Below are 22,850 nucleotides of genomic sequence, written 5' to 3'. Positions count from 1 at the left end.
GCTATTCTTTCGTTTTCCCATAAGAGACCGATCCTATGAAGACCGTATTTCGCCACACCGCGCTTGCCATCAGCATTGCGCTGGCCTGTGCCGCAGCCCAGGCCGACACCCTGAAAAAGCCCGCACTGGATGCGATTGCCGCCGAGGCGATCAAGACGCCCGCGACCTTCCCGCAGTTTCTGCAAAACGCTGCCAAGCAGGATGCGAGCGTGGCAGGTGCTGTGCAACGCTACGTGGCTGGTGAGGCGCTGCAAGGCGACGACCTGACCAATGTGGCGCGCCTCTTGGGGCTGTACACGCGGCTGACGCAGGAAACCCAGGTACTGGGCAGCATCACGCAAATGGTGGCGCTGCCGACCGTGCGCGACGCCAAGGTTGCACCACACGACAGCCAGGCCATCATCGACTTTGGCGCCCTGGTGGAAAAGATGGCCAAGGACTTTGGCCTGCAGTACCGCAACGTGGACAACCGCATTTTTGAAGTGACCCTGCCCGCGACGGCGCCGCAGGCCGGGGGCCAGGAGTTCGGCATCCTCACCCACGCCGATGTGGTGCCGGTGGTGCCTGCGGAATGGGTGATCGATGGCAGGCAGCTCGATCCTTTCAAGGTCACCCGCATTGGCGACAAACTGTACGGGCGCGGCACGATTGACGACAAGGGATCGATTGCCACCGTGCTGTTTGCCATGAAGGCGGTGAAGGACGCCAAGCTGCCGCTGCAGCGCGGCATTCGCCTCATGATCGAAACCACCGAGGAAACCGGTGGCGACGCGATGAAGTACTACCGCGCCAAGACCCAATTGCCCGAGTACAACATCGTGCTCGACAGCAAATACCCGGCCGTGGTGGCCGAAAAGGGCACGGGCGCGATCAAGGCCTTTTTTGCCGATGTGAAGACCGATGGCCAGCAGCCCGCAATCACCGCCATGGTGGGCGCGGCTTCGTCGAACGCGATTGCGCAGACCGCGACGGCCAGCATCGAGGCGGGTAACGCCGCTGCACTGGCAGCCGTCGCGCAGAAACTGCAGGCCGCCAAGGATGCCTATGTGGCGCAGGCCCAGCAGTACGGCAAGTTCAGCATCGATATTGCGCCTGCCGCCAACAAGATCGACATCAAGGTCACCGGCAGCTCGGCACACGGCTCTCGCCCCGAAGAAGGCGTGAACCCGGTGCCGCGCCTGGCGATGTTCCTGCAGCAAAGCCTGATGGCGGACGGCGCGCAACCGCTCTTGGCGCGCAATCAGTACAGCGATGCGGTGCGCTACATCAACGGCGTGTTCGGGCTGGATTATTTTGGCAAGGGCCTGGGGCTGGCGTATGCCGATGACTTCATGGGCCCGCTCACCATCTCGCCCAACTTCATCAAGGCGGCAGGCGGCCAGTTGGAGGTGACGGCCAACGCTCGCATGCCGCGCGGCAAGACGCCCGAGCAGCTCAAGGCCGAAGTGGAAAAGGGCATTGCCAACTGGAGTGCCGCTGCCAAGGTGCCGGTGAAGATCGACTACACCCAAGGCAACTGGATGGCGCGCGACCCCAAGGGCGCGTGGCTGACAACCCTGCTGAACATCTTTGGCGACACCACGGGGCTGGACGCCAAGCCGGTGCCCACCGCTGGCAGCACCACCGCCAAGCTGATGCCCAACGCCATCAACTTTGGCCCCGCCATGCCCGGCAAGAAGTACACCGCGCACAACGCGCTCGAATACAAGGAGCTGCCTGACCTGCAGGCCGACATGCAGATGTTCACCGAAATGCTGGTGCGTATCGGCAACCTGCAGTCGATGCAGTAATCCACTTCTTTTGAAGCAAGGCCCGCGCGCTTTACCAGCGCAGCGGGCCTTTTTATTGGAATTCGCAGGTTCAGGCCTTGCGCAGCGCCCGGTAGTTGCTGGCAAACGCCTGCGCATCGATGGCCACCTGTGCCGCCGTCTTGCCGGGCTTGAACAGCGACGAGCCGATGCCAAAACCGGCTGCACCTGCCTGCAGCCAGGGCGCCATGTTGTCGGGCGAGATACCGCCCACGGGGTAGATGCCGGTGCCTTGCGGCAGCACGGCCAGCAGGGCTTTGACGACAGCGGGCGAAGCCAGCTCGGCGGGGAAGATCTTCAGGCCATGCGCGCCATGCGCCAGCGCCGTGAACGCCTCGGTGGGTGTCAGCACCCCGGGCAGGCTGATGAGGCCAAGCTTGACCGATTCATCGATCACCGCCGGGTTGCAGTTGGGCGAGATGATCAGCTGGCCGCCCGCAGCGTGCACATCGCGCACCTGCTGCGCCGTCAGCACCGTGCCCGCGCCCACCAGCACATCGGGATAGGCAGCGCGCATGGCGGCAATGCTGCGCAGCGGATCGGGCGAGTTCAGCGGCACCTCCCACAGGCCAAAGCCTGCGCTGTGCAGCGCGGCGCCTACTTCGACAGCCTCGGCAGGCTGCAGGCCGCGCAGAATGGCGATCAGCGGCAGTTGCGCCTGCAGTGCCTGAAAACGGGTGAGCAGATTCATGATGGGGTACCTGTCAGATAGTGGTAGATGGCCTGGTGGCCAGCCCAGGTGGCTTCATCGCCAAAGGCCACGGCTTCGCAGCCCGCGTGGCGCAATGCCAGCGTATAGCGCTGCACGAGTGCGGCAGAGCCGATCAGCGCCACGCGCGTACCGGCGGCAGGTTGCATGGTGGCCATTTCCTGGCCGATCAACAGGCCCGACAGGTAGCTGGCCGATTGCGCAGGGCTCAGCGCCCCAAACAGGCTGAGGGCGCGCGTGCCGAACAGCAGGTGGCTGAGCGCATCGCTGCTGCGCGCCCGCTCCAGGCCCTGTGCAAATGCGGTTTCATCCAGCGGCGCGCTGCTGTCCAGCGTCTTGCCCAGAATGGAGTGCTGGGCCAGCACGGCAAACAGCTCGCCGGTCATGAAGGTCTTGAAACCGGTGATGCCGCGCCCCTGTGCCTGCACCCATTTGCTGTGTGTACCGGGCAGCACCAGCAGGCCGCTGTCCTGCCCCATCAGCTGCAGCGCGCCCATCACCTGAATCTCTTCACCACGCATCACATCGGGCACGCCATGCGCTGCATCCACACCGGCCTGCGGCACCACGCTCATGCCCGGCACGATGGCGGTGGGAATGCCATGTGCAGCTTCCAGCCACAGCAGCTGGCTGCACAGCGCGCCAAAGCCTGCGGGGCAGGGGCAATAGGCGGCTTCCTGCCAGCCCTGGCGGCTGCCGACCATGCCCGAGAGCAGGCACATATCGGGCTGCAGCGCAAGCCAGTCGCCAAAGTGCCTGTCAAAGGCAGCGGAAAAGCCACCGGGCTCTACCTGCAGAATGCCTTGCGGCAAGGCCCGTTGCTGCGCAATGTCGCCTTGCGCATCGATGAGCACGCCGCGCAGCGAGGTGGTTCCCCAGTCGATGGCAATGAGGGGCGGGCGGGTGTCGCCCGGCGTGCGGGCGGTGAAGGTGGGTGGACGAGGCATGGGGCGAGCTCAGAAAAACAACGCACCAGCGTGCGGTGCAGGCGCTGGTGCGGATTGTAGAAGTGGGTGCTGCAAAGCGGCGTCGCGTGTAAGACCCTTACAGCGCTCGTGGGCCGCGTTGCCCGTGGCACATCACAGCGGCTTGTACGCCGTCACATCGATCTCGACCTTGGCGTCGATCATCAGGCGCGATTCGACCGTGGAGCGCGCGGGGCGGTGCTCGCCAAAGCATTCCATGTACACGCGGTTGAAGCTGCCGAAATCGCGCGGATCGTCAAGCCAGACATTGACCTTGGCGACGTCTTGCAGCGTGCAGCCAGCCAGTGCCAGTGCCTCTTCCAGGCGCTTGAAGACCTGGCGCGTCTGCGCTTCGATGCCGCCTTGCACGACCTGGCCCTGGTCGTCGGTCGGCACGGTGCCCGATACGAAAACAAAGTCGCCAGCGCGCACGGCGGGCGAGAGCGGGCGCGCCAGGCGGTCGGACGCGACGGGGGATTGGCCTAGGGTAACTACTGGCATGGTTTCATCTCCTTTGTGTAAAGATATTACATCAACAACACCAAAAACTGTCAATGTTTTGACGAAAAGCCGGTTTTTAGGGGTTGTGATGTAAAGAATTTTCCTTATTAAACGCCCTTGATGAAAGCCCGCACCATGAACGCCTTCGCACTGCTTCCCCGGACATCACGTCGCCAACTGCTGGCCGCCGCCCTGGTGGCGGCAGGCTGCGCCAGCCTGCCGACGGGCAGCGCGTGGGCACAGGCGGGCGCCAAGGGCGGTGCGGCCAACCTGGCGATGATCGGCGAGCCGCAGAGCCTTGACCCCATGGTCAGCTCCACCGATCTGGTGGGCACCATCATGCAGCACGTGTTCGAGCCGCTCTACACCTTTGATGCGCAGTGGAACATCAAGCCGATGCTGGCCGAAGGCATGCCCACCATCTCGGCCGATGGCCTCACCTACACCATCGCCCTGCGCAAGGGCGTCAAGTTCCACAACGACAAGGACATGACGGCCGACGACGTGGTCGCATCGCTGCAGCGCTGGATGGACGTGTCGGCGCGCGGCAAGGCCGTAGGGCAGGAAATTGCCAGCATGGCGGCCAAGAATGCCAACACGGTCGAGATCAAGCTCAAGGCCGTGTACGCACCGCTGCTGGCGCACCTGGCCATGCCCAGCGGCATGGCAGGCATCATGCCCAAGGAGGCGATTGCGCCGGTGCTCAAGGATTTCATCGGCACGGGCCCCTACAAGCTCAAGGAGCGCAAGCCAGACCAGTTCACCGTGCTGGCGCGCTTTGACAAATATGCAGCCCGCAGCGAGCCCGCAAGCGGCTATGCAGGCAAGCGCGAGGCGCTGCTCGATGAACTGCGCTTTGTGCCCGTGCCCAATGCCACCACGCGGGTGGAAGGCGTGTTGTCGGGCCAGTTCCAGTACTCCGACCTGCTGCAGGTCGAATCGATGGGTCGCATCGAAAAGGGCGCGCCCAACGTGGTGCCCATCGTGACGCAGAACTTCGGCTTCCCCTACATCGTCTTCAATACCAAGGAAGGCGTGCTCGCCAAGAAGGAGCTGCGCCAGGCGGTGCAGACGGCCATGGGCCCGGCCGAGATGCTGCAGGCCGGTTTTGGCGACAAACGCTTCTTCACCGCCGAGCCCAATTTCTTCCCCAAGGGCACGCCGTATTACTCGGATGCCGGCGCCAAGCAGTACAACCAGAAGAATCCACAAGTGGCCAAGGACCAGGCTGCCAAGGCGGGCTACAAGGCCGAGCCGATCCGCATCATGGCCAGCCGCCAGTACGAGTTCCACTACAACATGGCGCTGGTGATGGCCGAGCACCTCAAGCGCGCAGGCTTCAAGACCGACCTGCAGGTGGTGGACTGGGCAACGCTGGTGCAGCGCCGCAACGACGCCAAGCTGTGGGATGTGTATGTGACGCACTCGGGCCTGTTCCCCGAACCCATGCTCTCGCCTCCGCAAATGGGCAGCGGCGCCCCCGGCTGGTGGGAAACCGACACCAAGAAGGCGGCGCTCACCGCGTTCAACAGCGAGCCTGATGTGGCCAAGCGCGGACCGCTGTGGGGCAAGGTGCAGGGCCTGATCTACGACGAAGTGCCGTTTGTGGAAGTGGGCAAGTTCAACGCGCTGTCGGCGCGCTCGTCCAAGCTGCAAGGCTATACCGCCATGCCGTGGCCGTTCTTCTGGAACACGTCGCTCGCCAAGTAAACAGAGCGCCCAGAGGCCCCGAGGTTTTCCATGCTGCATTTCTTACTCAAGCGCCTGGGCGGCGCGCTGGTGGTGCTCGCCATCGTCGCCGTGCTGGTGTTTCTGCTCACGCGCCTTGCGTCGGGTGACCCGGTGGCCCTGCTGCTGGGCGACCAGGCCACTGCTGCCGATATTGCTGCCGCCCGCGTGCAGTACGGGCTGGACAAGCCGCTCACCACCCAGTTCGTGCTGTGGATCGGCCAGGTGCTGCAGGGCAATCTGGGGCAGTCGCTGTTTCTGCAGATGCCGGTCACCCATGCGCTGCTCGAACGTGCCGAGCCCACCTTGTTCCTCGCGCTGTTTGCGGTATCGATTGCGGCGCTGATCGGCGTGCCCTGCGGCATGGCCGCTGCCGTGTGGCGCGGCAGCTGGGCGGACCAGGTCGTCAGCACCGTGGCCATGCTGGGCGCCAGCATACCCAGCTTCTGGTTCGGGCTCATCCTGATCCAGATCTTTGCCGTGCACCTGGGCTGGTTTCCGGCGTCGGGCTATGGCGACCCGGATTCCACGCTGGCCCAGCGCCTGCAGCACCTGCTGCTGCCCGCGCTGGTGCTGGGCGTGCTCAACTCGGCGCTGATCATCCGCTTCACCCGTGCCTCGGTGCTCGACATTCTGGGTGAAGACTACGTACGCACGGCCCGCGCCAAGGGCCTGGCCGAGGGCGTGGTGCTGTGCAAGCATGTGCTGCGCAACGCGCTGGTGCCCATCGTCACCGTGCTGGGCCTCACGCTCGCGCTGATGATCGGCGGCACCGTGGTGACCGAGACCGTGTTCAACCTGCCGGGCGTGGGCAATCTGGTGGTGCGCGCCGTGCTGCGGCGCGATTACCCGGTCATCCAGGGCACCTTGCTGGTGATCGCTGCCATCTACGTGTTCATCAACCTGGCCATCGACCTGCTGTACACCGTGGTCGATCCGCGCATCCGCCTGGAGAGCAAGTGATGAACGCACCAACTTCCTCCGCATCCACTCCTGTTTCCGTAGCTGCTGGCGCAGGCTGGGCGAGCGCTGCATGGGTGAAAACCTTGAAGCGCCTGTTTGCCCGCAAGATCGTGCTGGCCAGCGCCATCGTGCTGCTCTTGATCGTGGCGACTGCCGTGTGCTACCCGCTGCTGACCGATGCCGACCCCAACGACATGAACATCAGCATGCGCCTGCATGCGCCGTCGTGGGCGCACTGGGCGGGCAACGACGAGTTGGGCCGCGACGTGATGGCGCGCATCATCTTCGGCGCGCGCTATTCGCTGATGATCGGCTTCTTCACCGCGCTGGGCGCAGTGGTGCTGGGCACCCTCATCGGCATGCTGGCAGGCTACTTTCGCAGGCTTGACGCGCCGCTGATGCGCCTGGTGGACGCGATGATGGCCTTCCCCGACATTCTGCTGGGCATTGCGCTCGTGTCCATCCTGGGTGCATCGCTGTGGAACGTGATTCTCGCGCTCACCATCGTCTATACGCCCCGTGTGGCGCGCGTGGTGCGCGCATCGACCCTGGTGCTGCGCGAGCTGCTGTTTGTCGATGCGGCCAAGGCGCTGGGCGTGAGCACGCCGATGATTCTGTGGCGCCACATCCTGCCCAACCTGCTCTCGCCGGTGCTGGTGCAGGTCACCTTCATCTTTGCCTACGCCATTCTGGCCGAGGCGGGCCTGTCGTTCCTGGGGGTGGGCGTGCCGCCCGAGATTCCCACCTGGGGCACCATGATCGCCGGTAGCCTGGAATACGCCGACAAGGCGTTCTGGACGATCCTGACCCCTGGCATCGCCATTGTGCTCACGGCCCTGTCGCTGCAGTTGCTGGGCGACGGTGTGCGCGACCTGCTCGACCCCAAGCTGAAGAAGAAATCATGATGAGCACCGCCACGCAAACCACTGCCACTGCAGCCCACGCAGCCAGCGCTCAGCAGCCCGCCATGGCCACGCCACGGCTCGATGTGCGCTCACTGTCGACCTCGTTCGCCACCGATGGCGGCCGGGTGCAAAGCGTCTCGGACGTGAGCTTTCGCATCATGCCGGGTCAGACGCTGGCCCTGGTGGGCGAGTCGGGCTCGGGCAAATCCGTCACCAGCCTGTCGCTGATGGGCCTGCACGCCAAGACCTCGCACGCACAGGTGCAGGGCGAGGCGCACTTTGTGCTGCGCGATGGCCGCACGGTCGATCTGCTTCGGCTGGACCATGCCGCCCTGCGCGCGCTGCGCGGCAATGAAATGGCCATGGTCTTTCAGGAGCCGATGACCAGCCTGAACCCGGTGCTCACCGTGGGCGAGCAGATCGCCGAATCGGTGCGCCTGCACATGGGGCTGGACAAGGCCGGGGCCCTGAAGCACGCGCAGCGCATGCTGGAGCTGGTCGAGATTCCGGCTGCGGCACAGCGCGTGCATGAGTATCCGCACCAGCTCTCAGGCGGCATGCGCCAGCGCGTGATGATTGCGCTGGCCATGGCCTGCAACCCGACCTTGCTGATCGCCGACGAGCCCACCACGGCGCTCGATGTGACGATCCAGGCCCAGATTCTGGCGCTGATGGGGCGGCTGCAGAAGGAGACGGGCATGAGCATTCTGTTTGTGACCCACAACCTGGGCGTGGTGGCGCAGTACGCCGATGCGATTGCGGTGATGTATGCCGGCCGCATTGTCGAGACCGCCAGCGTGCACGATCTGTTTGCCGCGCCCAAGCACCCCTACACCCAGGGCCTGCTGGGCTGCCTGCCGGGCATGGCGCGCAAGCGTGAGCTGGAGGCTGCCGCCTCTGCCATGCGCGCAGGCGGCAAGCCCGCCTTCGTGCCCAAGCGCAGGCTTGACGCCATTCCCGGCCAGGTCTCCAGCCTGCTGAGCCCACCTCCCGGCTGCGCCTTTGCACCACGCTGCAGCCTGAAGCTGCCCGCCTGCGAAGCCGCCATGCCGGGCTTGGACGTATTGAACGCAGACAGCTGGCCCGCGCGCCAGGTGCGCTGCATCCGCGCAGGAGAAAGCGCATGAGCATGACCGATACCCTGGACCGTGCCGCTGGTGGCGCGCCCGAAGCCGCCGCCGCGCAACCGCTGGTCCGCATCCAGCAGCTGAGCAAGCAATTTGGCTCGGGCGCGCACCCGGTGCGCGCGGTCGACAACGTTTCGTTCGACATCTTTCCAGGCGAAACCCTCGGCCTGGTGGGCGAGTCGGGCTCGGGCAAGAGCACGATTGGCCGCCTGCTCACGCGCCTGATCGAGCCCACCGCCGGCAGCCTGCAGTACCGCAAGGACAGCAAGGTGGTGGATCTGGCGCACCTGAGCCAGCGCGAGCTGCGGCCCCTGCGCTCCGATATCCAGATCATTTTTCAGGACCCGTATGCCAGCCTGAACCCGCGCATGCGCATCCGCGATGTGCTGGGCGAGGCCTTGTCCACCCACGGCATGGCGACTGGCGCGGCGCGGCAAAAGCGCATCGAGGAGCTGCTGGAGCAGGTGGGCCTGCGGCCCGAGCATGCCGAGCGCTTTCCGCACGAATTTTCGGGCGGGCAGCGTCAGCGCATCGGCATTGCCCGCGCGCTGGCCGTGCAGCCGCGCTTCATCGTGGCGGACGAGCCGCTGTCGGCGCTCGATGTGTCGATCCAGGCACAGGTGGTCAACCTGCTGGGCGATCTGAAAGACCGTTTGGGGCTGACCTTGTTGTTCATTTCCCACGATCTGGATGTGGTGGAATACCTGTGTGATCGCGTGGTGGTGCTGTACCTGGGCCGCGTGGTGGAGGTTGCTCCCACCGAGGCCCTGTACGCCCGGCCACGCCATCCGTATACACAGGCGCTGCTGGCGGCTGCGCCGATTCCCGATCCGGCGCAACGCCGCACAATTTCGCTGCTGTCCGGCGACCTGCCCAGCCCCAAGAATCCGCCCAGTGGCTGCGTGTTCCGTACCCGCTGCCCGCAGGCGGAGAGCCGATGTGCGCAGGCCGATATGCAGCTGCGTGCCGTGGGCGGCAGCCATACGGGCCACCTGCAGGCCTGCTGGAAAGTACAAGACTGAGGAGTTTGAGATGCAACCCGATTTTGTTGTGGACCACCGCTGCAAGAGCTATCCACTGACGGCCGCGCCCACGCAGGCCTCACAACTGGCCGCGCGCGGCTGGAATGTGCTGCGCGATGACCTGCCGTACCCGCTGGCCGTCATCCGCCGGTCGGCGCTGGAGCACAACGCGCGCTGGATGCAGGATTACGCCGCGCGCCGCAACATCCAGTTTGCGCCGCACGGCAAGACCACCATGTCGCCCCAGCTGTTTGACATGCAGCTCCAAGGCGGCGCCTGGGGCCTGACCTTTGCCACGATCTACCAGCTGTCGGTCGGGGTGGAAGCGGGCATGCGCCGCGCCATCATCGCCAACCAGGTGGTGGCGCCTGCCGATCTGGATGGGCTCGATGCCCTGCTGGCCCGGCACAGCGATCTGCGGGTGTGGTTTCTCGTCGATTCGATTGCACAGCTGCGCTGCATCGAAGACTGGGCCAAGGCCCGTGGCAGCCAGCGCGCCTTCGATGTGCTGATTGAAGTGGGCATTCCCGGCCAGCGCACCGGCGTGCGCACGCTGGACGAAGCCGTGGCGCTGGCGCAGGCCGTGCATGCATCGCCTGCGGCGCGCCTGGGCGGCATCGAATGCTACGAAGGGGGCTTGGCCCAATGCAATTCTGCGCATGATGTGCCAGCGGTGGCCGAGATGGTGCGCCGCGTGGTGGATATTGCCAAGGCCTGCGATGCGCAGGGCCTGCTGCCCGATGCACAGCCGATTCTGAGCGCGGGTGGCTCGGCCATTTTTGACCTGGTAGTGCCGCTGCTGCAAGGCGCGGGCCTGTCGCGCAGCTTCATGGGCGTGCTGCGCTCGGGCTGCTACATCACCCACGACCATGGCAACTACCAGCGCCTGCTCAAGCTGGTGGAGCAGCGCGAAGGCCTGCAGGATTCGCTGCAGGCGGCGCTGGAGGTCTGGTCGGTGGTGCAGTCCGTGCCCGAGCCGGGCCTGGCGCTGCTGACCTGCGGCCGCCGCGATATCTCGTACGACCTGGAGATGCCGTCGGTGCAGCGCCTTGCCGTGCGCGGCAGCACCACGGCGCAGGCCGCGCCTGCCGGCTGGAAGATCAGCGCGCTCAACGACCAGCACGCCTACCTGCGGTTCGATCCGGCACAGGGCGCGCCCGCCGTGGGCGACCGCGTGTCGCTGGGCATCTCGCACCCCTGCACCACATTTGACAAGTGGCGCTGGATTGCCGTGGTGGACGACGCCTGGAACCTGGTGGATGCCATCGAAACAAGGTTCTGAAATGCCCTCCTCACGGCCCGTTCTCACCCTGCAGGTGCTGCAGCAGCAGCAATCCGCGCTGCCGCTGGCGCAGCGCCAGGTGATTGATGTCATCCTGCAGGATCCGGGCGCTGCCGTGCTCGCTACGGTGGAGCAGCTGGCCGCGCAGGCCCATGTGTCCATGCCCACCATCGTGCGCATGTGCCGCCGCTTTGGCTATGACTCGGTGCGCGAATTCATGGTGGCGCTGGCGCAGACGCTGGCGGTCTCGGGCTCGCACCTGCACCGCAGTGTGCGCGAGGACGACTCCACGGGCGATGTGGTCAGCAAGATCGTGCATGCCGCAGCGGGCGCGATTGCCAACCTGGGGCAAAAGCTCGATGCCGCGTTGATCGACGAGGTGGCGGCCAAGATGGCAGCGGCCACGCGCATTGACTGCTATTCGGTGGGGGCAGCATCCTCCTTCATGGCGCAGGAGCTGCAAAGCCGCCTGTTCCGCCTGGGGCTGACATCGAACGCGATCTTTGATGCGCACCAGCAACTGGTGTCTGCCTCGACGCTGGGCAAGAAGGGCGTGGCCTTTGTCATCTCGCACGTGGGGCGCATGCCTTTCACGCTGGAGGCCGCGCAGTTTGCCCGCCAGCAGGGCGCCACGGTGGTGGCGTTGACCCAGCCGGGCACGCCGCTGGCCGAGCTGGCCGACCATGTGCTGGCCGTCACCGTGCCGCAGGACGCGGTGATGCGCGTGGGCACCGAGGCCTATCTGGCGCACCTGGTGGTGATCGAGATTTTGATGGTGCGGCTGGCGCAGATTCTGGGCCCGCGCGTCATCACCGGCATGCAGCAGTACAAGCGGCTGCTCGAAACCCATGGTTTCGACAGCTACGAATACATGGGTTTTCAGCAGCCCGCGCAGCAGCGCCGCAGCGCAGCGCTGGGCGCAGAGCCCGCACCCGTGCCGCGCAAGAAAAGCGCCAGCGCCCAAAAGGACGGCGGCCAGGGCCGCAAGCAGGCGCGCAAGCAGGATTGAAGAGAGCTTTTGGAAAGCAGAGCATGGATCGCAAAGTGTGGTTGAAGAACGGCCTGGTGGTGGATGGCACCGGCAGCGCCGAATTTGTGGGCGACGTATGGTTGCAAGGCGATCGCATTGTGGGCGTGCTTGCGAAAGATGCACCCGCCGATCCGGCCATGGCCGAGGCCATGGCGGCCTGGCAGCAAGAAGACCCGCAGACCATCGACTGCACCGGCAAGGTGATTGCACCGGGCTTCATCGATGTGCATACCCACGACGACGCTGCCGCGCTGAACAACCCAGGCATGCTGCCCAAGCTCTCGCAAGGGGTGACGACGGTGATTGCCGGCAACTGCGGCATTTCGCTGGCGCCGGTGGTGACCGATGCGCCGATGGCACCGCTGTCGCTGCTGGGTGATCGGCAGTTCCGCTTTTCCACCATGAAAGACTATGCAGCAGCTGTGGATGCGGCGCAGCCTGCCATCAATATTGCGGCTTTGCTGGGGCACACGGCGCTGCGCATCAAGCACATGGCCGATCTGGACCGGTCAGCCAACGAGGCCGAGCGCGCTGCAATGGCGGCCGACATGCGCGAAGCCATGGAGGCGGGGGCGCTGGGCCTGTCGAGCGGCATTTTCTACCGCGAAGCCTATGCGGCCGACATGCAGGAGCTGGTGGCCGTGGCGACGGAGGCGGCCCGCCACGGCGGCGTGTACGCCACGCACATCCGCGATGAGTTGGAAGGCATTCTGGAGGCCATGCTGGAGGCGGCAGGCACGGCCCAGCAATCGGGGCTGCCGCTGGTGCTGTCGCACCACAAGTGCGCGGGCTCGGCCAACTGGGGCCGCACGCTGCAGACCCTGCCGCTGGCCGAAAAGCTGGCGCAGCAGCAGGAGCTGTCGATGGACGTGTACCCGTACACGGCGGGCTCTACCGTGCTGCGCGAAGACCTGGTGGATGGCGTGATCGACATCCTCATCACCCGCAGCGAAACACACCCCGAGGTGGCGGGCCGCTACCTGCGCGATATTGCGGCAGCGTGGGGGCAGAGCGAGTACGACACCTGCGTGCAGCTCAAGCCCGGCAACGCCTGCTATTTCCAGATGCGCGAGGACGACGTGCAGCGCGTCATCACCCATCCGCTGTCGATGATCGGCTCGGACGGCCTGCCCAACGACGAGCGCCCACACCCGCGCCTGTGGGGTGCGTTTCCGCGCGTGCTGGCCATGTACTGGCGCGACAAGGGCGTGCTGAGCCTCGCGCAGGCCATCCACAAGATGACGGGGCTGTCGGCCCAGCGCTTTCGTCTGGCCGGGCGCGGCGTGCTGGCTGCAGGCAAGGCGGCCGACGTGGTGGTGTTTGACCCGGCGCGCATCCAGGACCGCGCCACGTTTGAAGACCCCAAGCAACTGAGCGCGGGGGTGGAGGCGGTGTGGGTCAACGGGGTGCTCAGTTATACCGAGCAAGATGGTGCCTTGCCCCAGCGCGGCGGCCGCTTTGTGCGCCGCGGCACGGCCTGACCGGCTGGCTACCCGAATGCAGCAGCGCCCCATGAGGGCGCTTTTCTATGCGGGCAGCACGCTTGGTTGATCATTCGATTTTCGAATCAAACCATCCGTACAAAACATTGGACGCGAATCGTCAAACCTTGCACCATGCATGAAGCCCACAGAGGCTCAAGCACAACTGCACAGGAGACAACACGATGCAACGACGCCAGACAATGGTATGGGCAGCCGCCGCGCTGGCTGCGGCTGTGGCTGCGCCGGTGAGCCGCGCCCAGGGGAGCTACCCGAGTGCTCCGATCACCATGATCGTGCCGTTCGCGGCAGGCAGCGGCACCGACGCGGTGGCGCGCGCCGTGGGGCAGAAGCTCGGCGAGCGGCTGGGGCAGCCGGTGATTGTGGACAACCGCGCGGGCGCCAACGGGCAGATCGCGGCGGCGGCAGTGCTCAAGGCCAAGCCGGATGGGCAGACCCTGTTCATGACCACCAACACCTCGCATTCGGCCAATCCCTGGCTGGTCAAGAACCTCAAGTACGACCCGATCAAGGATTTCACGCCCATCGCCCGCGTGGGCGAGCTGCCGTTCGCGCTGGCGGTGAATGTGGATTCGCCCGCCAAGTCGGTGCAGGAGCTGATCGACTACGCCAAGGCCCATCCGGGCAAGATTTCGTACGCCACGCCCAACAGCACGTCGCTTGTGGCGTCCGAGACGCTGCGCTTTCTGACCAAGACCGACATCGTGGGCGTGCCGTACAAATCAAGCCCGCAGGCGCTGACCGACCTGATGGGCAACCAGGTGCAGATGTATGTGGTGGATCTGGGCTCTGGCGGCAGCATGCTCAAGGCGGGCAAGGTGCGCGCGCTGGGCGTGACGGCGGCCAAGGGCTCGTCGCAACTGCCGGGTGTACCACCCATCGGCAAAACATTGCCCGGTTTTGACATCACTTCGTGGAACGGCATCTTTGCGCCTGCGGGCGCGCCGCCTGCCGTGGTGAACAAGATCAACACCGAGCTGCAGGCCGTGCTGGCCGACCCCGAGGTGCAGAAGCAGCTGGCGGTGATCGGCTTCGAGGTCTGGCCCACCAAGACGCCGCAGGAGTTCGCCACCTATGTGGCCGACCAGTTGCAGTACTGGGGCAAGCTGGTCAAGCAGGCAGACATTCCTGCGCAGTGATCTTTGAATGAAAACAGCCCTTGGCGCATTGCCATCAAGCGCCATTAGCTATTGATTTTGTAGTAAATCGGTTGTCATCACCATGGTTTCCAAATACCTCATCCGCGCTGCCGATGTGCCGGCGTACAGCCCGGCCAACCACACCGGCACCTTCAACCGCCGCCTCGTCAGCAGCGCCAATGTGGGCGCGCAGCACATGGAGGTGGTGCTGGGCGAAATCGCCAAGGGCGGCGGCGCACTGCCGCATGCCCACCCGGGCATGGAGCAGGCCTGCTACCTGCTCGAGGGTACGGCGCATGTCGAGGTCGAGGGCGAATCGTTCGAGATGGTGCCGGGCGATACCTGCTTTTTTCCGGCCGATGCCATGCACATTTTCCAGACCACCAGCGACACGCCCGCGAAGCTGCTGGTGATCTACAGCCCGCCTTATGGCGAAAACCCGGCGCGCGTCCGTCGGCCTGAATGAAATACCCCCTGAGCCGCTACGCGGCCTCCCCCAAGGGGGACGACGGCCTTTGCTGGGGCAGCCTTTGCTGCGGGGCGGCCCTTGCTGGGGCAGCCCTCGCTGGCCGTCCCGCCGATCTCAACGCGCCGGTTTCAAGCGCTGTGGGCGGCATTGAATCAATGACTGGATATTGAGGAACACACCATGGATTTCGCACTGACCCAAGAGCAGCAGCAGATCGTCGATGCCATCGAAAAAGTCTGCGCACCGTTTGATGCCGATTACTGGCATGCCCGCGACGACGACGGCGAGTTTCCCGAGGCCTTCTACCGTGCGCTGGCCGATGCGGGCTGGCTGGGCATTGCCATGCCCGAGGAGTTTGGCGGTGCGGGTTTGGGCATCACCGAGGCGGCGCTGATGATGCACACCATCTCCGCCACGGGCGCAGGCCTCTCGGGGGCCTCTGCCGTGCACATGAACATCTTTGGCCTGCACCCGGTCGTGGTGTACGGCACGCAGGAGCAGAAGGCGCGCATGCTGCCGCCGCTGATCGCGGGCAAGGACAAGGCCTGCTTTGGCGTGACCGAGCCCAACACCGGCCTCAACACGCTCAAGCTCAAGACCCGCGCCGTGCGCGGCACGGACAGCGAAGGCGACCACTACCTGGTGCACGGCCAGAAGGTGTTCATCTCCACCGCGCAGGAGGCGAGCAAGATCTTGCTGCTGGCGCGCACCAAGCCGGTGGAGGAATGCAAGGGCACCGAAGGCCTGTCGCTGTTCTACACCGACTTTGACCGCAGCAAGATCGAAGTGCACGAGATTCCCAAAATGGGCCGCAAGTGCGTGGACACGAACCAGCTCTTCATCGACGGGCTGCGCATTCCGGTGGAAGACCGCATTGGCGAGGAGGGGCGAGGCTTCGAATACATCCTGCACGGCATGAACCCCGAGCGCATCCTGATTGCCTGCGAGGCCATCGGCCTGGGGCGCGCCGCGCTCTCGCGCGCTGCCAAGTACGCCGGCGAGCGCGAGGTGTTCAACCGCCCCATCGGCAAGAACCAGGGCATTCAGCACCCGCTGGCCGAGCGCTGGATCGAGCTGGAAGCGGCCTTCTTGCTGGCCATGAAAGCCGCCTGGCTGTACGACCAGCACAAGCCCTGCGGCGCCGAGGCCAATGCGGCCAAGTACTTCGGTGCCGAGGCAGGTTTTCGCGCCTGCGAGACGGCGATCTTCACGCATGGCGGCATGGGCTATGCCAAGGAATTCCATGTGGAGCGCTACATGCGCGAGAGCTGGATTCCGCGCCTCGCGCCAGTGAGCCCGCAGCTCATCCTGTGCTTCATTGCCGAGAAGGTGCTGGGTCTGCCCAAGTCGTATTGATGGATCCATGACGGGTACACCGGGCGAGGCGGTCACGATGCATACGCGCGCCGCAGGGCCCCCAGCTCGGCGAAAACCAGCGGGGCTGCACAGGCTGGGGCATGATACGCAGATGAAAACCCATCTGCTGCGTTACTTTGTGGTGCTGGCCGAAGAGCTGCATTTTGGCCGGGCTGCCGAGCGCCTGGCCATCACCCAGCCGCCGCTGTCGGTCGCTATCAAATCGCTGGAGGAAGACCTGGGCGTGCGCCTGCTGGAGCGCGACGCCAAGCAGGTGCGGCTGACCGATGCGGGGGCGGCTTTCCTGATCGAGGCGCGGCTGGTGCTGGGCCAGATACAGCGCGCCGCCGATGTGGCGCGCAACGTGGCGCAGGGCAAGCAGGGGCAGCTGGCCATTGGCGTGACCGGCTCGATGATCTACCGCGACCTGCCGCGCGTGATGCAGACCTTTGCTTCCCAGCGCCCCGATATCGACATCACCTTGCACGAAATGTCCACCACCGAGCAGCAGGCCGCCATTGCGCGCGGCCAGCTGCAGGGCGGCTTCGTCAACATCATCACGCCCGCGCCGGGGCTGGCGCTGTGGCCCCTGGCCCCCGACACCCTGGTGTGCTGCCTGCCCGAGGCGCACCCCCAGGCGCAGCAGGCCAGCATTGACCTGCGCAGCCTCGCGCATGAGCGCTTTGTGATGTTTGTGCGCGAGGTCAGCCCCGCCAATTACGACAATGTCATCGCCTGCCTGCACAACGCTGGCATTCACCCCCGCACCAGCCATGCGGTGCGCCAGTGGCTCACGGTGATTGCCCTGGTGGCTATCGGCCAGGGCGTGGCGCTGGTGCCTTCGTGCCTGCAGCGCGCGGGTATGGCCGGCGTGCGCTTTGTGCCGCTGCAAAGCAGCAACAGCCTGGCCGCGCATACGGCAGGGGCCTTTGTGTGGCATCCGCAGGCGGTATCGGCGCCGCTGCAGGCATTCATCGATGTGGTGCGCGGGCCTGCTGCCAAGGGGCCGGCGCCGACAGCGCAATAGCGGTGGTTGCGGCATTGCAGCAGCCCAGGCTCAGCGCGGCGCGCCCAGTGTGGTGGTGACTTCTGCTTCGAACCCCAACACATCGACCGCCCGCACGCACACCACGCGCGGCGAGGCCTGTGCAGGCACGGTCAACACGGCTTGCGTGCTCACGCGCAGCGCGTCACTGCCATTGGCAATGCGGGCCACATGGGCGGTATTGCCCCGATAGTCGTGCCAGGCGGGCCGGAAGACCCGCCCGTCATAGCTGGGGTCGACGGCCCAGTACTCGATCAGGGCCAGCGGCTCGCCACGGGCCACGGCCTGGAGCTTGGTGCGGTTGGCGCCTTGCAGGGGGATGGCTTGCGGCGAGAGCAGCACATAGTCTTTCAGGCGCACGGACAAAATGTCCTGCAGGCCTTGCGGTTGGCACTCCACCGGGTGCAATGTCAGGTGTGCCAGCGACGAGAACCGCACCTGGCCGCGCAACCTCTCCACGCTGCCCTTCCTGTGCAGGCAGTCGAGCAGATCGGGGGGAATTGCCAGAACCTCAAGGCGGTTGTCGTTCAGCGTGGTGATCGTCTGGCTGATCGAGGGCTCGAAATTCCAGCCCAGCACCACTACTCGATCCCAGCGGCCCCAGCCGTTCCAGCTGCCGGGCAGGTGATCGCGCAGGGACTGGGCCGTTTGCAATGTGGCCGCTTCCGTTGTCTGGCTGGGAGCGCTGGCCAGCACCAGTGTTCTGCACACCTGTTCGTCCGATGCGCTGCGGCCCATAATCTGCCCCAGCCGGTACTGCGGATGCAGGTCAGGTGGCAATGCGGATGCACCGTATAGCGACAGCACGATCTGCGAGAGTTCGTCCGCGCAGAAATCGCGCTTGCCAAAATGGGCCCGGGCGGCTTCCACCGGGTAGCTGGCGATGGACTGGCAGGCGAACGGTTCAGCACCCTGGCCCATCAGGCGCTTGCGGGTGACCATGCACGCGGGCTTGCCGATATCAACGCTGATCCAGCGGCGCCCCAGCCTTTGGGCGACGGCTGCGGTGGTGCCCGAGCCGCCGAATCCGTCAAAGACGAGCGCGCCTTCGGCAGAGGAGGCCTGGATGACCCGTTCCAGCAGTTTGGCGGGTTTCTGGGTGGCGTAGTGAACGCTTTCGCTCGCGCGCGCAGCGGTGGATGTGCTGATGTCCGTCCAGAGGTTGCCAACCACCTCGCTGGCTTCGTCCAGGTAGTACTTCTTGTACCGGCTGCCTGACGGTGTTTCGTGGATCAGGCCTTGTGCATGCATGCTTTGGATGGTCGCCTAGCAGTAGTTGCCCAGTGTCACCAGCTTGAACCTGCGGCCGGTGGCCGCTTCCACCTTGTTGTAGGCAGATTCCTGCTGGCTGCTCAGTGCGCGCCGCAGCTGGTTGAAGGTATGGCGGCCGCTCTTGCTGTACAGGTAGATGCCGTCGGTGACGCTGTCGAACTTGCGTTGGTGGTCTGCCCCCATTCGCCCGACGGTGGCCGCGCGGTGCCAGATGTTTTCGTTGAGGAAGGCGTCCTTGCCAAAGACTTCGTCCATGACGATCTTGACGTAGTGCCCCACATGCCAGTCCAGGTGCACGTAGATCGAGCCGGTGTCGGCCAGCAGCTCGCGCATCAGAATCAGGCGCGGGGTGATCATGGCAAGGTAGGCGGCCGTGCCATCGCTCCATTGGTCCGAGAAGGCCAGTTGCTCGATGACGGTGGGACGGTGTTCGTGTTCCATGCCAGGCAAGGTGGTCCTGGTGCGGTAGTCGGCCTTGCTGTCAAAAGGCGGGTCGGTGTAGATCAGGTCCACCTTGCCGCGCAGGCTGGGGGTCTCCTCGTCGCCTGCGAGCAGCGCTGCCATGGCCAGCAGGTTGTCGCCATGGATGAGGCGGTTCATCCATTGCGGGCCGGGTGGACGGGTGCCCGCGCGGGCGCCTTTGCCATCTGGCCGCACCACTTCGCGCGTCTGAAGGCGAACGCGCTCGCAGGTGTCCAGGCTTTCCAGAATGCGCTGCGCCTGCCTGCGTCCCTGGGCGATGATGTCTGGAAGCTGTTCGATGAGTGACTGGGGCATGGGGACTGGGCGGCGCCTTGCGTGCATGCGAGTGGGGATTCGAATGACCGAGGGCACACGATCGATCGATTAAAGTGATAATTCAATATATTTAGCAACAAGAAGTTGAATCTGGATTCTACAGAACTTTAATTTCGGAGGATGGATAACAAGCTTGAATTTGCCCAACGGCTGCGCGATGCAATGCAGGCGGCAGGGTTGGAGCCGAGGCCCGGTGTGCTGTTGACCTTGTTCAACACCCACTACTGGGGGCGCTCCGTCACGTTTCAGGCGGTGTCGCGGTGGCTCAAGGGCGAATCCATCCCTGCACAGGACAAGCTGGTGGTGCTGGCGAGCCTGCTCAAGATCGAGCCGGAAGTGTTGCGTTTTGGGGAAGAGGTACGCCGCTCGGCGCAGGAATACCGGCAGCGCTGGGATGTGGGCGTGGGCTATCTGGAGCGCGAGGCTTTTGATGCATTCCTGCAGTTGCCACCGCCGCAGCGCAAGGTGGTGCGCGAAGTGATTCTCACGTTCGCCAAGGTGCATGGCAAGGCGGAGGTGATGGCCGCCGAGCCTTCGCCCGCCTATGAAGTGGCGGCAGACGCCGCTGTCAGAAAAAAAGCGCAGCCATGACGAGGCCGGTGGCTACGATACCGCCCCGCAGCCATGAGGGCGGAATCTTGCGTGCCACGCGCGCGCCCAGGTAACCGCCCAGCGTGGCCGCCACCATCATGATCAGCGCCTGCTTCCACTGCACCACGCCGCCTGCGGCATAGATGGCCACGGCAATGGCGGTGAGCAGGGCGGAGACGAGGTTCTTGGTGCCGTTCATGGCGTGCAGGTTGGTCTGGCCCAGCAGGCCGAGCAAGGCCAGCAGCAGAATGCCCAGACCGCCATTGAAGTAGCCCCCGTAGATGGAAACCGCCAGCATGCCCAGCCCGGCCTTCATCGCCGACGGCGTGCCCGCGCCACCGCCATTGCGGCGCGAAGCCCAGGCGCGCAGTTGCGGGCCAAAGGCGAACATGGCCGTGGCAGCCAGCAGCAGCCAGGGCACGATCTTGCGGAAGGTGGCGTCGGGGGTGAACAGCAGCAGCGCCGCGCCCAGCGCCCCCCCTGCCAGTGCCAGTACGACCACGGACTTCATGGACAGGCCAGGCGGCGATGCCATGTCATCCTTGAAGCCCCAGGCACCTGCCGCGTAGCCCGGCAGCAGTGCAACCGTGCCCGTGGCATTGGCCACCACAGGGGGCACGCCGGTGAACACGAGTGCCGGCAAGGTGAGAAAGCTGCCGCCACCGGCTACGGCATTGAGTGCGCCAGCCACAAAGGCAGCGGCCAGCAGGATTGCGATATCGGCCATGGGGGAGTCTCCTGTTGTAGAGGCTGCGCAGGGGCCTTGTGCCACATGCCTGGCAGGCACCTGCCGTGCGCAGCGGGCCGCTTCCCAGCGCCGTCTTGGGGAATGACGGCGGAGGGTGCAGGCTGTTTTAGGAGGATTCTAGGTGCGAATGCCGCGCTGCAACCATTGGATTGGTCGCGCAAAAGTCATTACTGCTTACCGATACCCGGGCTGAATACTGCAAGCCGCAGGCCTGCATTTGCTACAGAATCAGGAGTTGATACGCTTGACAGGCATGCGCTGCAGGCCAGATTCTTCTATTTTCTACTTTATTTCTTGTAAGGGTCTTCAAACCCCAGCTCCTGCATGATGGCGGTTTCGTAGTCTTCCATCTCCTGCGCGTCCTGCTCGCTGGTTTCGTGGTCCCAGCCCTGGGCATGCAGGGTGCCGTGCACCAGCAGGTGGGCGTAGTGCTCCTCAAGCGTCTTGTTTTGCTCCTGGGCTTCGCGCGCGACCACCGGTGCGCACAGCACCAGATCGGCCAGCACGGTGGGTTCCTGCTGGTAGTCGAAGGTCAGCACATTGGTGGCGTAGTCCTTCTTGCGGTATTCGCGGTTGAGGGCCTGGCCTTCTTCGGCACCCACGATGCGCACGGTGATTTCGGCGTCATCGGCCAGCGCGTGGCGGATCCAGCGCGTGACCTGGCTGCGCCCGAGCGCGGCGCGGTGCTCGGCCACGCCGTCAAAGCGGGCAAATTGCAGGGAGAGGGTGAGTTGGTTCAATGCCATGGTTGTTTTTTGGATATTTTTGGCGGCTGGCGCAGGAGGGGGCTGCGCTACCAGCTATGGATGTGTGAGTTCTCGGTCTCCGCGGCTGTGCGCGCGCGCCGGGCGGTTTTGCTTGTCGTAGGCGTCCACGATGCGGGCCACCAGCGGGTGGCGCACCACATCGACGCTGGTGAAGCGGGTCACGGCAATGCCTTTGACGCGCTTGAGGACGCGCTCGGCATCGATCAGGCCGCTCATCTGGCCCTTGGGCAGGTCGATCTGGCTCACATCACCCGTCACCACGGCCTTGGCGCCAAAGCCGATGCGGGTGAGGAACATTTTCATCTGCTCGGGCGTGGTGTTCTGCGCCTCGTCGAGGATGATGAAGGAGTTGTTCAGGGTGCGGCCCCGCATGAAGGCGAGCGGCGCAATCTCGATGGCGTTGCGCTCGAAAGCCTTTTGCACCTTGTCGTAGCCCATCAGGTCGTACAGGGCGTCGTACAGCGGGCGCAGGTAGGGGTCGACCTTCTGCGACAGGTCGCCGGGCAGAAAGCCCAGGCGCTCGCCCGCCTCGACAGCGGGGCGCGTGAGCACGATGCGCTGCACGTTGCTGCGCTCGAGCGCATCGACCGCGCAGGCCACGGCGAGATAGGTCTTGCCCGTACCGGCAGGGCCGATGCCGAAGGTGATGTCGTGCGCGGCGATGTTTTCCAGGTAGGTGTTCTGGTTGGGGGTGCGCGCGCGCAGGTCGGCGCGGCGGGTATTGAGCACCATGGCGCCTTCGGGCGCGGTCATCAACTCGGCGTCGCCCGCCAGCATCAGCTGGATATGGTCTTCGCTGATCGGGCCATCCGCCATCTCATACAGCGCCTGCAGCAGCTCCAGCGCCTCATTCGCAGCGGCCTTGGGGCCGTCGATCTTGAACTGCTCGTGGCGGTGCGCAATCTTCACGGCCAGATGGGTTTCGATCTGGCGCAGGTGCGCGTCGGCGGGACCGCACAGGTTGGACAGGCGGTTGTTGTCGTGGGGCGTAAAGGTGTGGCGCAGGATCACGCGGTGGGTTCCATCCAAAAATCAGTATGCTTGTGCCCTGGCACAAAACAGGCGGAATTCACGCAAACCAGAATGCACACGCAGCGCATTGTCCGTTGTCATCAGGCAGCCG

The 22,850-nt window shown here is 65.0% G+C and carries 22 protein-coding genes; 14 read left to right on the top strand and 8 right to left on the bottom strand.

Annotated elements, in window-relative coordinates:
* Positions 1–35: 35 nt before the first annotated feature.
* Positions 36–1,790 carry a dipeptidase gene (locus tag ACH2DG_RS07275; RefSeq protein WP_395025126.1) on the top strand — a complete coding sequence of 585 codons (1,755 nt, stop codon included), beginning with the start codon at positions 36–38 and terminating at the stop codon, positions 1,788–1,790.
* Positions 1,791–1,860: 70 nt separating this feature from the next.
* Here ACH2DG_RS07275 and ACH2DG_RS07270 read toward each other — a convergent pair whose 3' ends face one another.
* From ACH2DG_RS07270 to ACH2DG_RS07260, 3 genes are all read right to left on the bottom strand, one after another.
* A complete protein-coding gene (locus ACH2DG_RS07270; protein ID WP_395025125.1) occupies positions 1,861–2,499 on the bottom strand; it encodes a 2-dehydro-3-deoxy-6-phosphogalactonate aldolase in 639 nt (212 codons plus the stop codon).
* The gene (locus ACH2DG_RS07265) at positions 2,496–3,464 is read right to left on the bottom strand and encodes a 2-dehydro-3-deoxygalactonokinase (protein WP_395025124.1); all 969 of its coding nucleotides are present in this window, start codon (positions 3,462–3,464) and stop codon (positions 2,496–2,498) included. The genes ACH2DG_RS07270 and ACH2DG_RS07265 overlap by 4 nt, the downstream gene beginning before the upstream one ends.
* A 132-nt stretch (positions 3,465–3,596) precedes the next feature.
* On the bottom strand, positions 3,597–3,983 hold the full coding sequence (locus ACH2DG_RS07260) for a RidA family protein (protein ID WP_184708833.1): 387 nt from the start codon (positions 3,981–3,983) through the stop codon (positions 3,597–3,599).
* 135 nt (positions 3,984–4,118) lie between these two features.
* Between ACH2DG_RS07260 and ACH2DG_RS07255 the strand changes: the two genes are divergently transcribed.
* From ACH2DG_RS07255 to ACH2DG_RS07200, 12 genes are all read left to right on the top strand, one after another.
* The gene (locus ACH2DG_RS07255) at positions 4,119–5,693 is read left to right on the top strand and encodes an ABC transporter substrate-binding protein (protein ID WP_395025123.1); all 1,575 of its coding nucleotides are present in this window, start codon (positions 4,119–4,121) and stop codon (positions 5,691–5,693) included.
* A 30-nt stretch (positions 5,694–5,723) separates the two neighbouring features.
* A complete protein-coding gene (locus tag ACH2DG_RS07250) occupies positions 5,724–6,674 on the top strand; it encodes an ABC transporter permease (protein ID WP_395025122.1) in 951 nt (316 codons plus the stop codon).
* Complete coding sequence (locus ACH2DG_RS07245; RefSeq protein WP_395025121.1) at positions 6,674–7,579, top strand: ABC transporter permease; 906 nt, start codon at positions 6,674–6,676, stop codon at positions 7,577–7,579. Before ACH2DG_RS07250 ends, ACH2DG_RS07245 begins: the two co-directional genes overlap by 1 nt.
* A 62-nt stretch (positions 7,580–7,641) precedes the next feature.
* Positions 7,642–8,706: an ABC transporter ATP-binding protein gene (locus ACH2DG_RS07240; protein ID WP_224153199.1), complete on the top strand. Its 1,065-nt coding sequence runs from the start codon at positions 7,642–7,644 to the stop codon at positions 8,704–8,706.
* A 2-nt stretch (positions 8,707–8,708) separates the two neighbouring features.
* On the top strand, positions 8,709–9,728 hold the full coding sequence (locus ACH2DG_RS07235; protein ID WP_395025212.1) for an ABC transporter ATP-binding protein: 1,020 nt from the start codon (positions 8,709–8,711) through the stop codon (positions 9,726–9,728).
* A gap of 10 nt (positions 9,729–9,738) precedes the next feature.
* Positions 9,739–11,010: an amino acid deaminase gene (locus ACH2DG_RS07230; protein WP_395025120.1), complete on the top strand. Its 1,272-nt coding sequence runs from the start codon at positions 9,739–9,741 to the stop codon at positions 11,008–11,010.
* 1 nt (position 11,011) lies between these two features.
* Positions 11,012–12,019 carry a MurR/RpiR family transcriptional regulator gene (locus tag ACH2DG_RS07225; RefSeq protein WP_395025119.1) on the top strand — a complete coding sequence of 336 codons (1,008 nt, stop codon included), beginning with the start codon at positions 11,012–11,014 and terminating at the stop codon, positions 12,017–12,019.
* 23 nt (positions 12,020–12,042) lie between these two features.
* Positions 12,043–13,521, top strand: coding sequence for an amidohydrolase family protein (locus ACH2DG_RS07220; RefSeq protein WP_395025118.1), 1,479 nt, complete (start codon positions 12,043–12,045; stop codon positions 13,519–13,521).
* Positions 13,522–13,706: 185 nt separating this feature from the next.
* Positions 13,707–14,681, top strand: a complete 975-nt coding sequence (locus ACH2DG_RS07215; protein WP_395025117.1) for a Bug family tripartite tricarboxylate transporter substrate binding protein — start codon at positions 13,707–13,709, stop codon at positions 14,679–14,681.
* An 82-nt stretch (positions 14,682–14,763) separates the two neighbouring features.
* Positions 14,764–15,147 (top strand): cupin domain-containing protein, encoded by a 384-nt coding sequence (locus tag ACH2DG_RS07210; RefSeq protein WP_395025116.1) that lies wholly within the window; start codon positions 14,764–14,766, stop codon positions 15,145–15,147.
* 183 nt (positions 15,148–15,330) lie between these two features.
* Positions 15,331–16,506 (top strand): acyl-CoA dehydrogenase family protein, encoded by a 1,176-nt coding sequence (locus tag ACH2DG_RS07205; protein WP_395025115.1) that lies wholly within the window; start codon positions 15,331–15,333, stop codon positions 16,504–16,506.
* A gap of 112 nt (positions 16,507–16,618) precedes the next feature.
* Positions 16,619–17,533 (top strand): LysR family transcriptional regulator, encoded by a 915-nt coding sequence (locus ACH2DG_RS07200; RefSeq protein WP_395025114.1) that lies wholly within the window; start codon positions 16,619–16,621, stop codon positions 17,531–17,533.
* A 30-nt stretch (positions 17,534–17,563) separates the two neighbouring features.
* Here ACH2DG_RS07200 and ACH2DG_RS07195 read toward each other — a convergent pair whose 3' ends face one another.
* Together ACH2DG_RS07195 and ACH2DG_RS07190 are read right to left on the bottom strand one after the other, a co-directional pair.
* Positions 17,564–18,802: a DNA methyltransferase gene (locus ACH2DG_RS07195; protein WP_395025113.1), complete on the bottom strand. Its 1,239-nt coding sequence runs from the start codon at positions 18,800–18,802 to the stop codon at positions 17,564–17,566.
* 15 nt (positions 18,803–18,817) lie between these two features.
* On the bottom strand, positions 18,818–19,600 hold the full coding sequence (locus ACH2DG_RS07190; protein ID WP_395025111.1) for a DNA methyltransferase: 783 nt from the start codon (positions 19,598–19,600) through the stop codon (positions 18,818–18,820).
* A 141-nt stretch (positions 19,601–19,741) separates the two neighbouring features.
* Here ACH2DG_RS07190 and ACH2DG_RS07185 point away from each other — a divergent pair, with 141 nt between their 5' ends.
* Positions 19,742–20,212, top strand: a complete 471-nt coding sequence (locus ACH2DG_RS07185) for a transcriptional regulator (RefSeq protein ID WP_395025109.1) — start codon at positions 19,742–19,744, stop codon at positions 20,210–20,212.
* Here ACH2DG_RS07185 and ACH2DG_RS07180 read toward each other — a convergent pair.
* From ACH2DG_RS07180 to ACH2DG_RS07170, 3 genes are all read right to left on the bottom strand, one after another.
* On the bottom strand, positions 20,190–20,939 hold the full coding sequence (locus ACH2DG_RS07180) for a sulfite exporter TauE/SafE family protein (protein WP_395025108.1): 750 nt from the start codon (positions 20,937–20,939) through the stop codon (positions 20,190–20,192). The two genes, ACH2DG_RS07185 and ACH2DG_RS07180, sit on opposite strands and share 23 nt — an antisense overlap.
* A 308-nt stretch (positions 20,940–21,247) precedes the next feature.
* Complete coding sequence (ybeY, locus tag ACH2DG_RS07175; RefSeq protein ID WP_395025106.1) at positions 21,248–21,706, bottom strand: rRNA maturation RNase YbeY; 459 nt, start codon at positions 21,704–21,706, stop codon at positions 21,248–21,250.
* A 54-nt stretch (positions 21,707–21,760) separates the two neighbouring features.
* Positions 21,761–22,738 (bottom strand): PhoH family protein, encoded by a 978-nt coding sequence (locus ACH2DG_RS07170; RefSeq protein WP_395025211.1) that lies wholly within the window; start codon positions 22,736–22,738, stop codon positions 21,761–21,763.
* Positions 22,739–22,850: the final 112 nt, after the last annotated feature.

The sequence above is a fragment of the Comamonas odontotermitis genome, assembly GCF_040396735.1.
Lineage (GTDB): Bacteria > Pseudomonadota > Gammaproteobacteria > Burkholderiales > Burkholderiaceae_C > Comamonas > Comamonas odontotermitis_C.
This window is presented reverse-complemented; position numbering and strand designations above follow the sequence as displayed.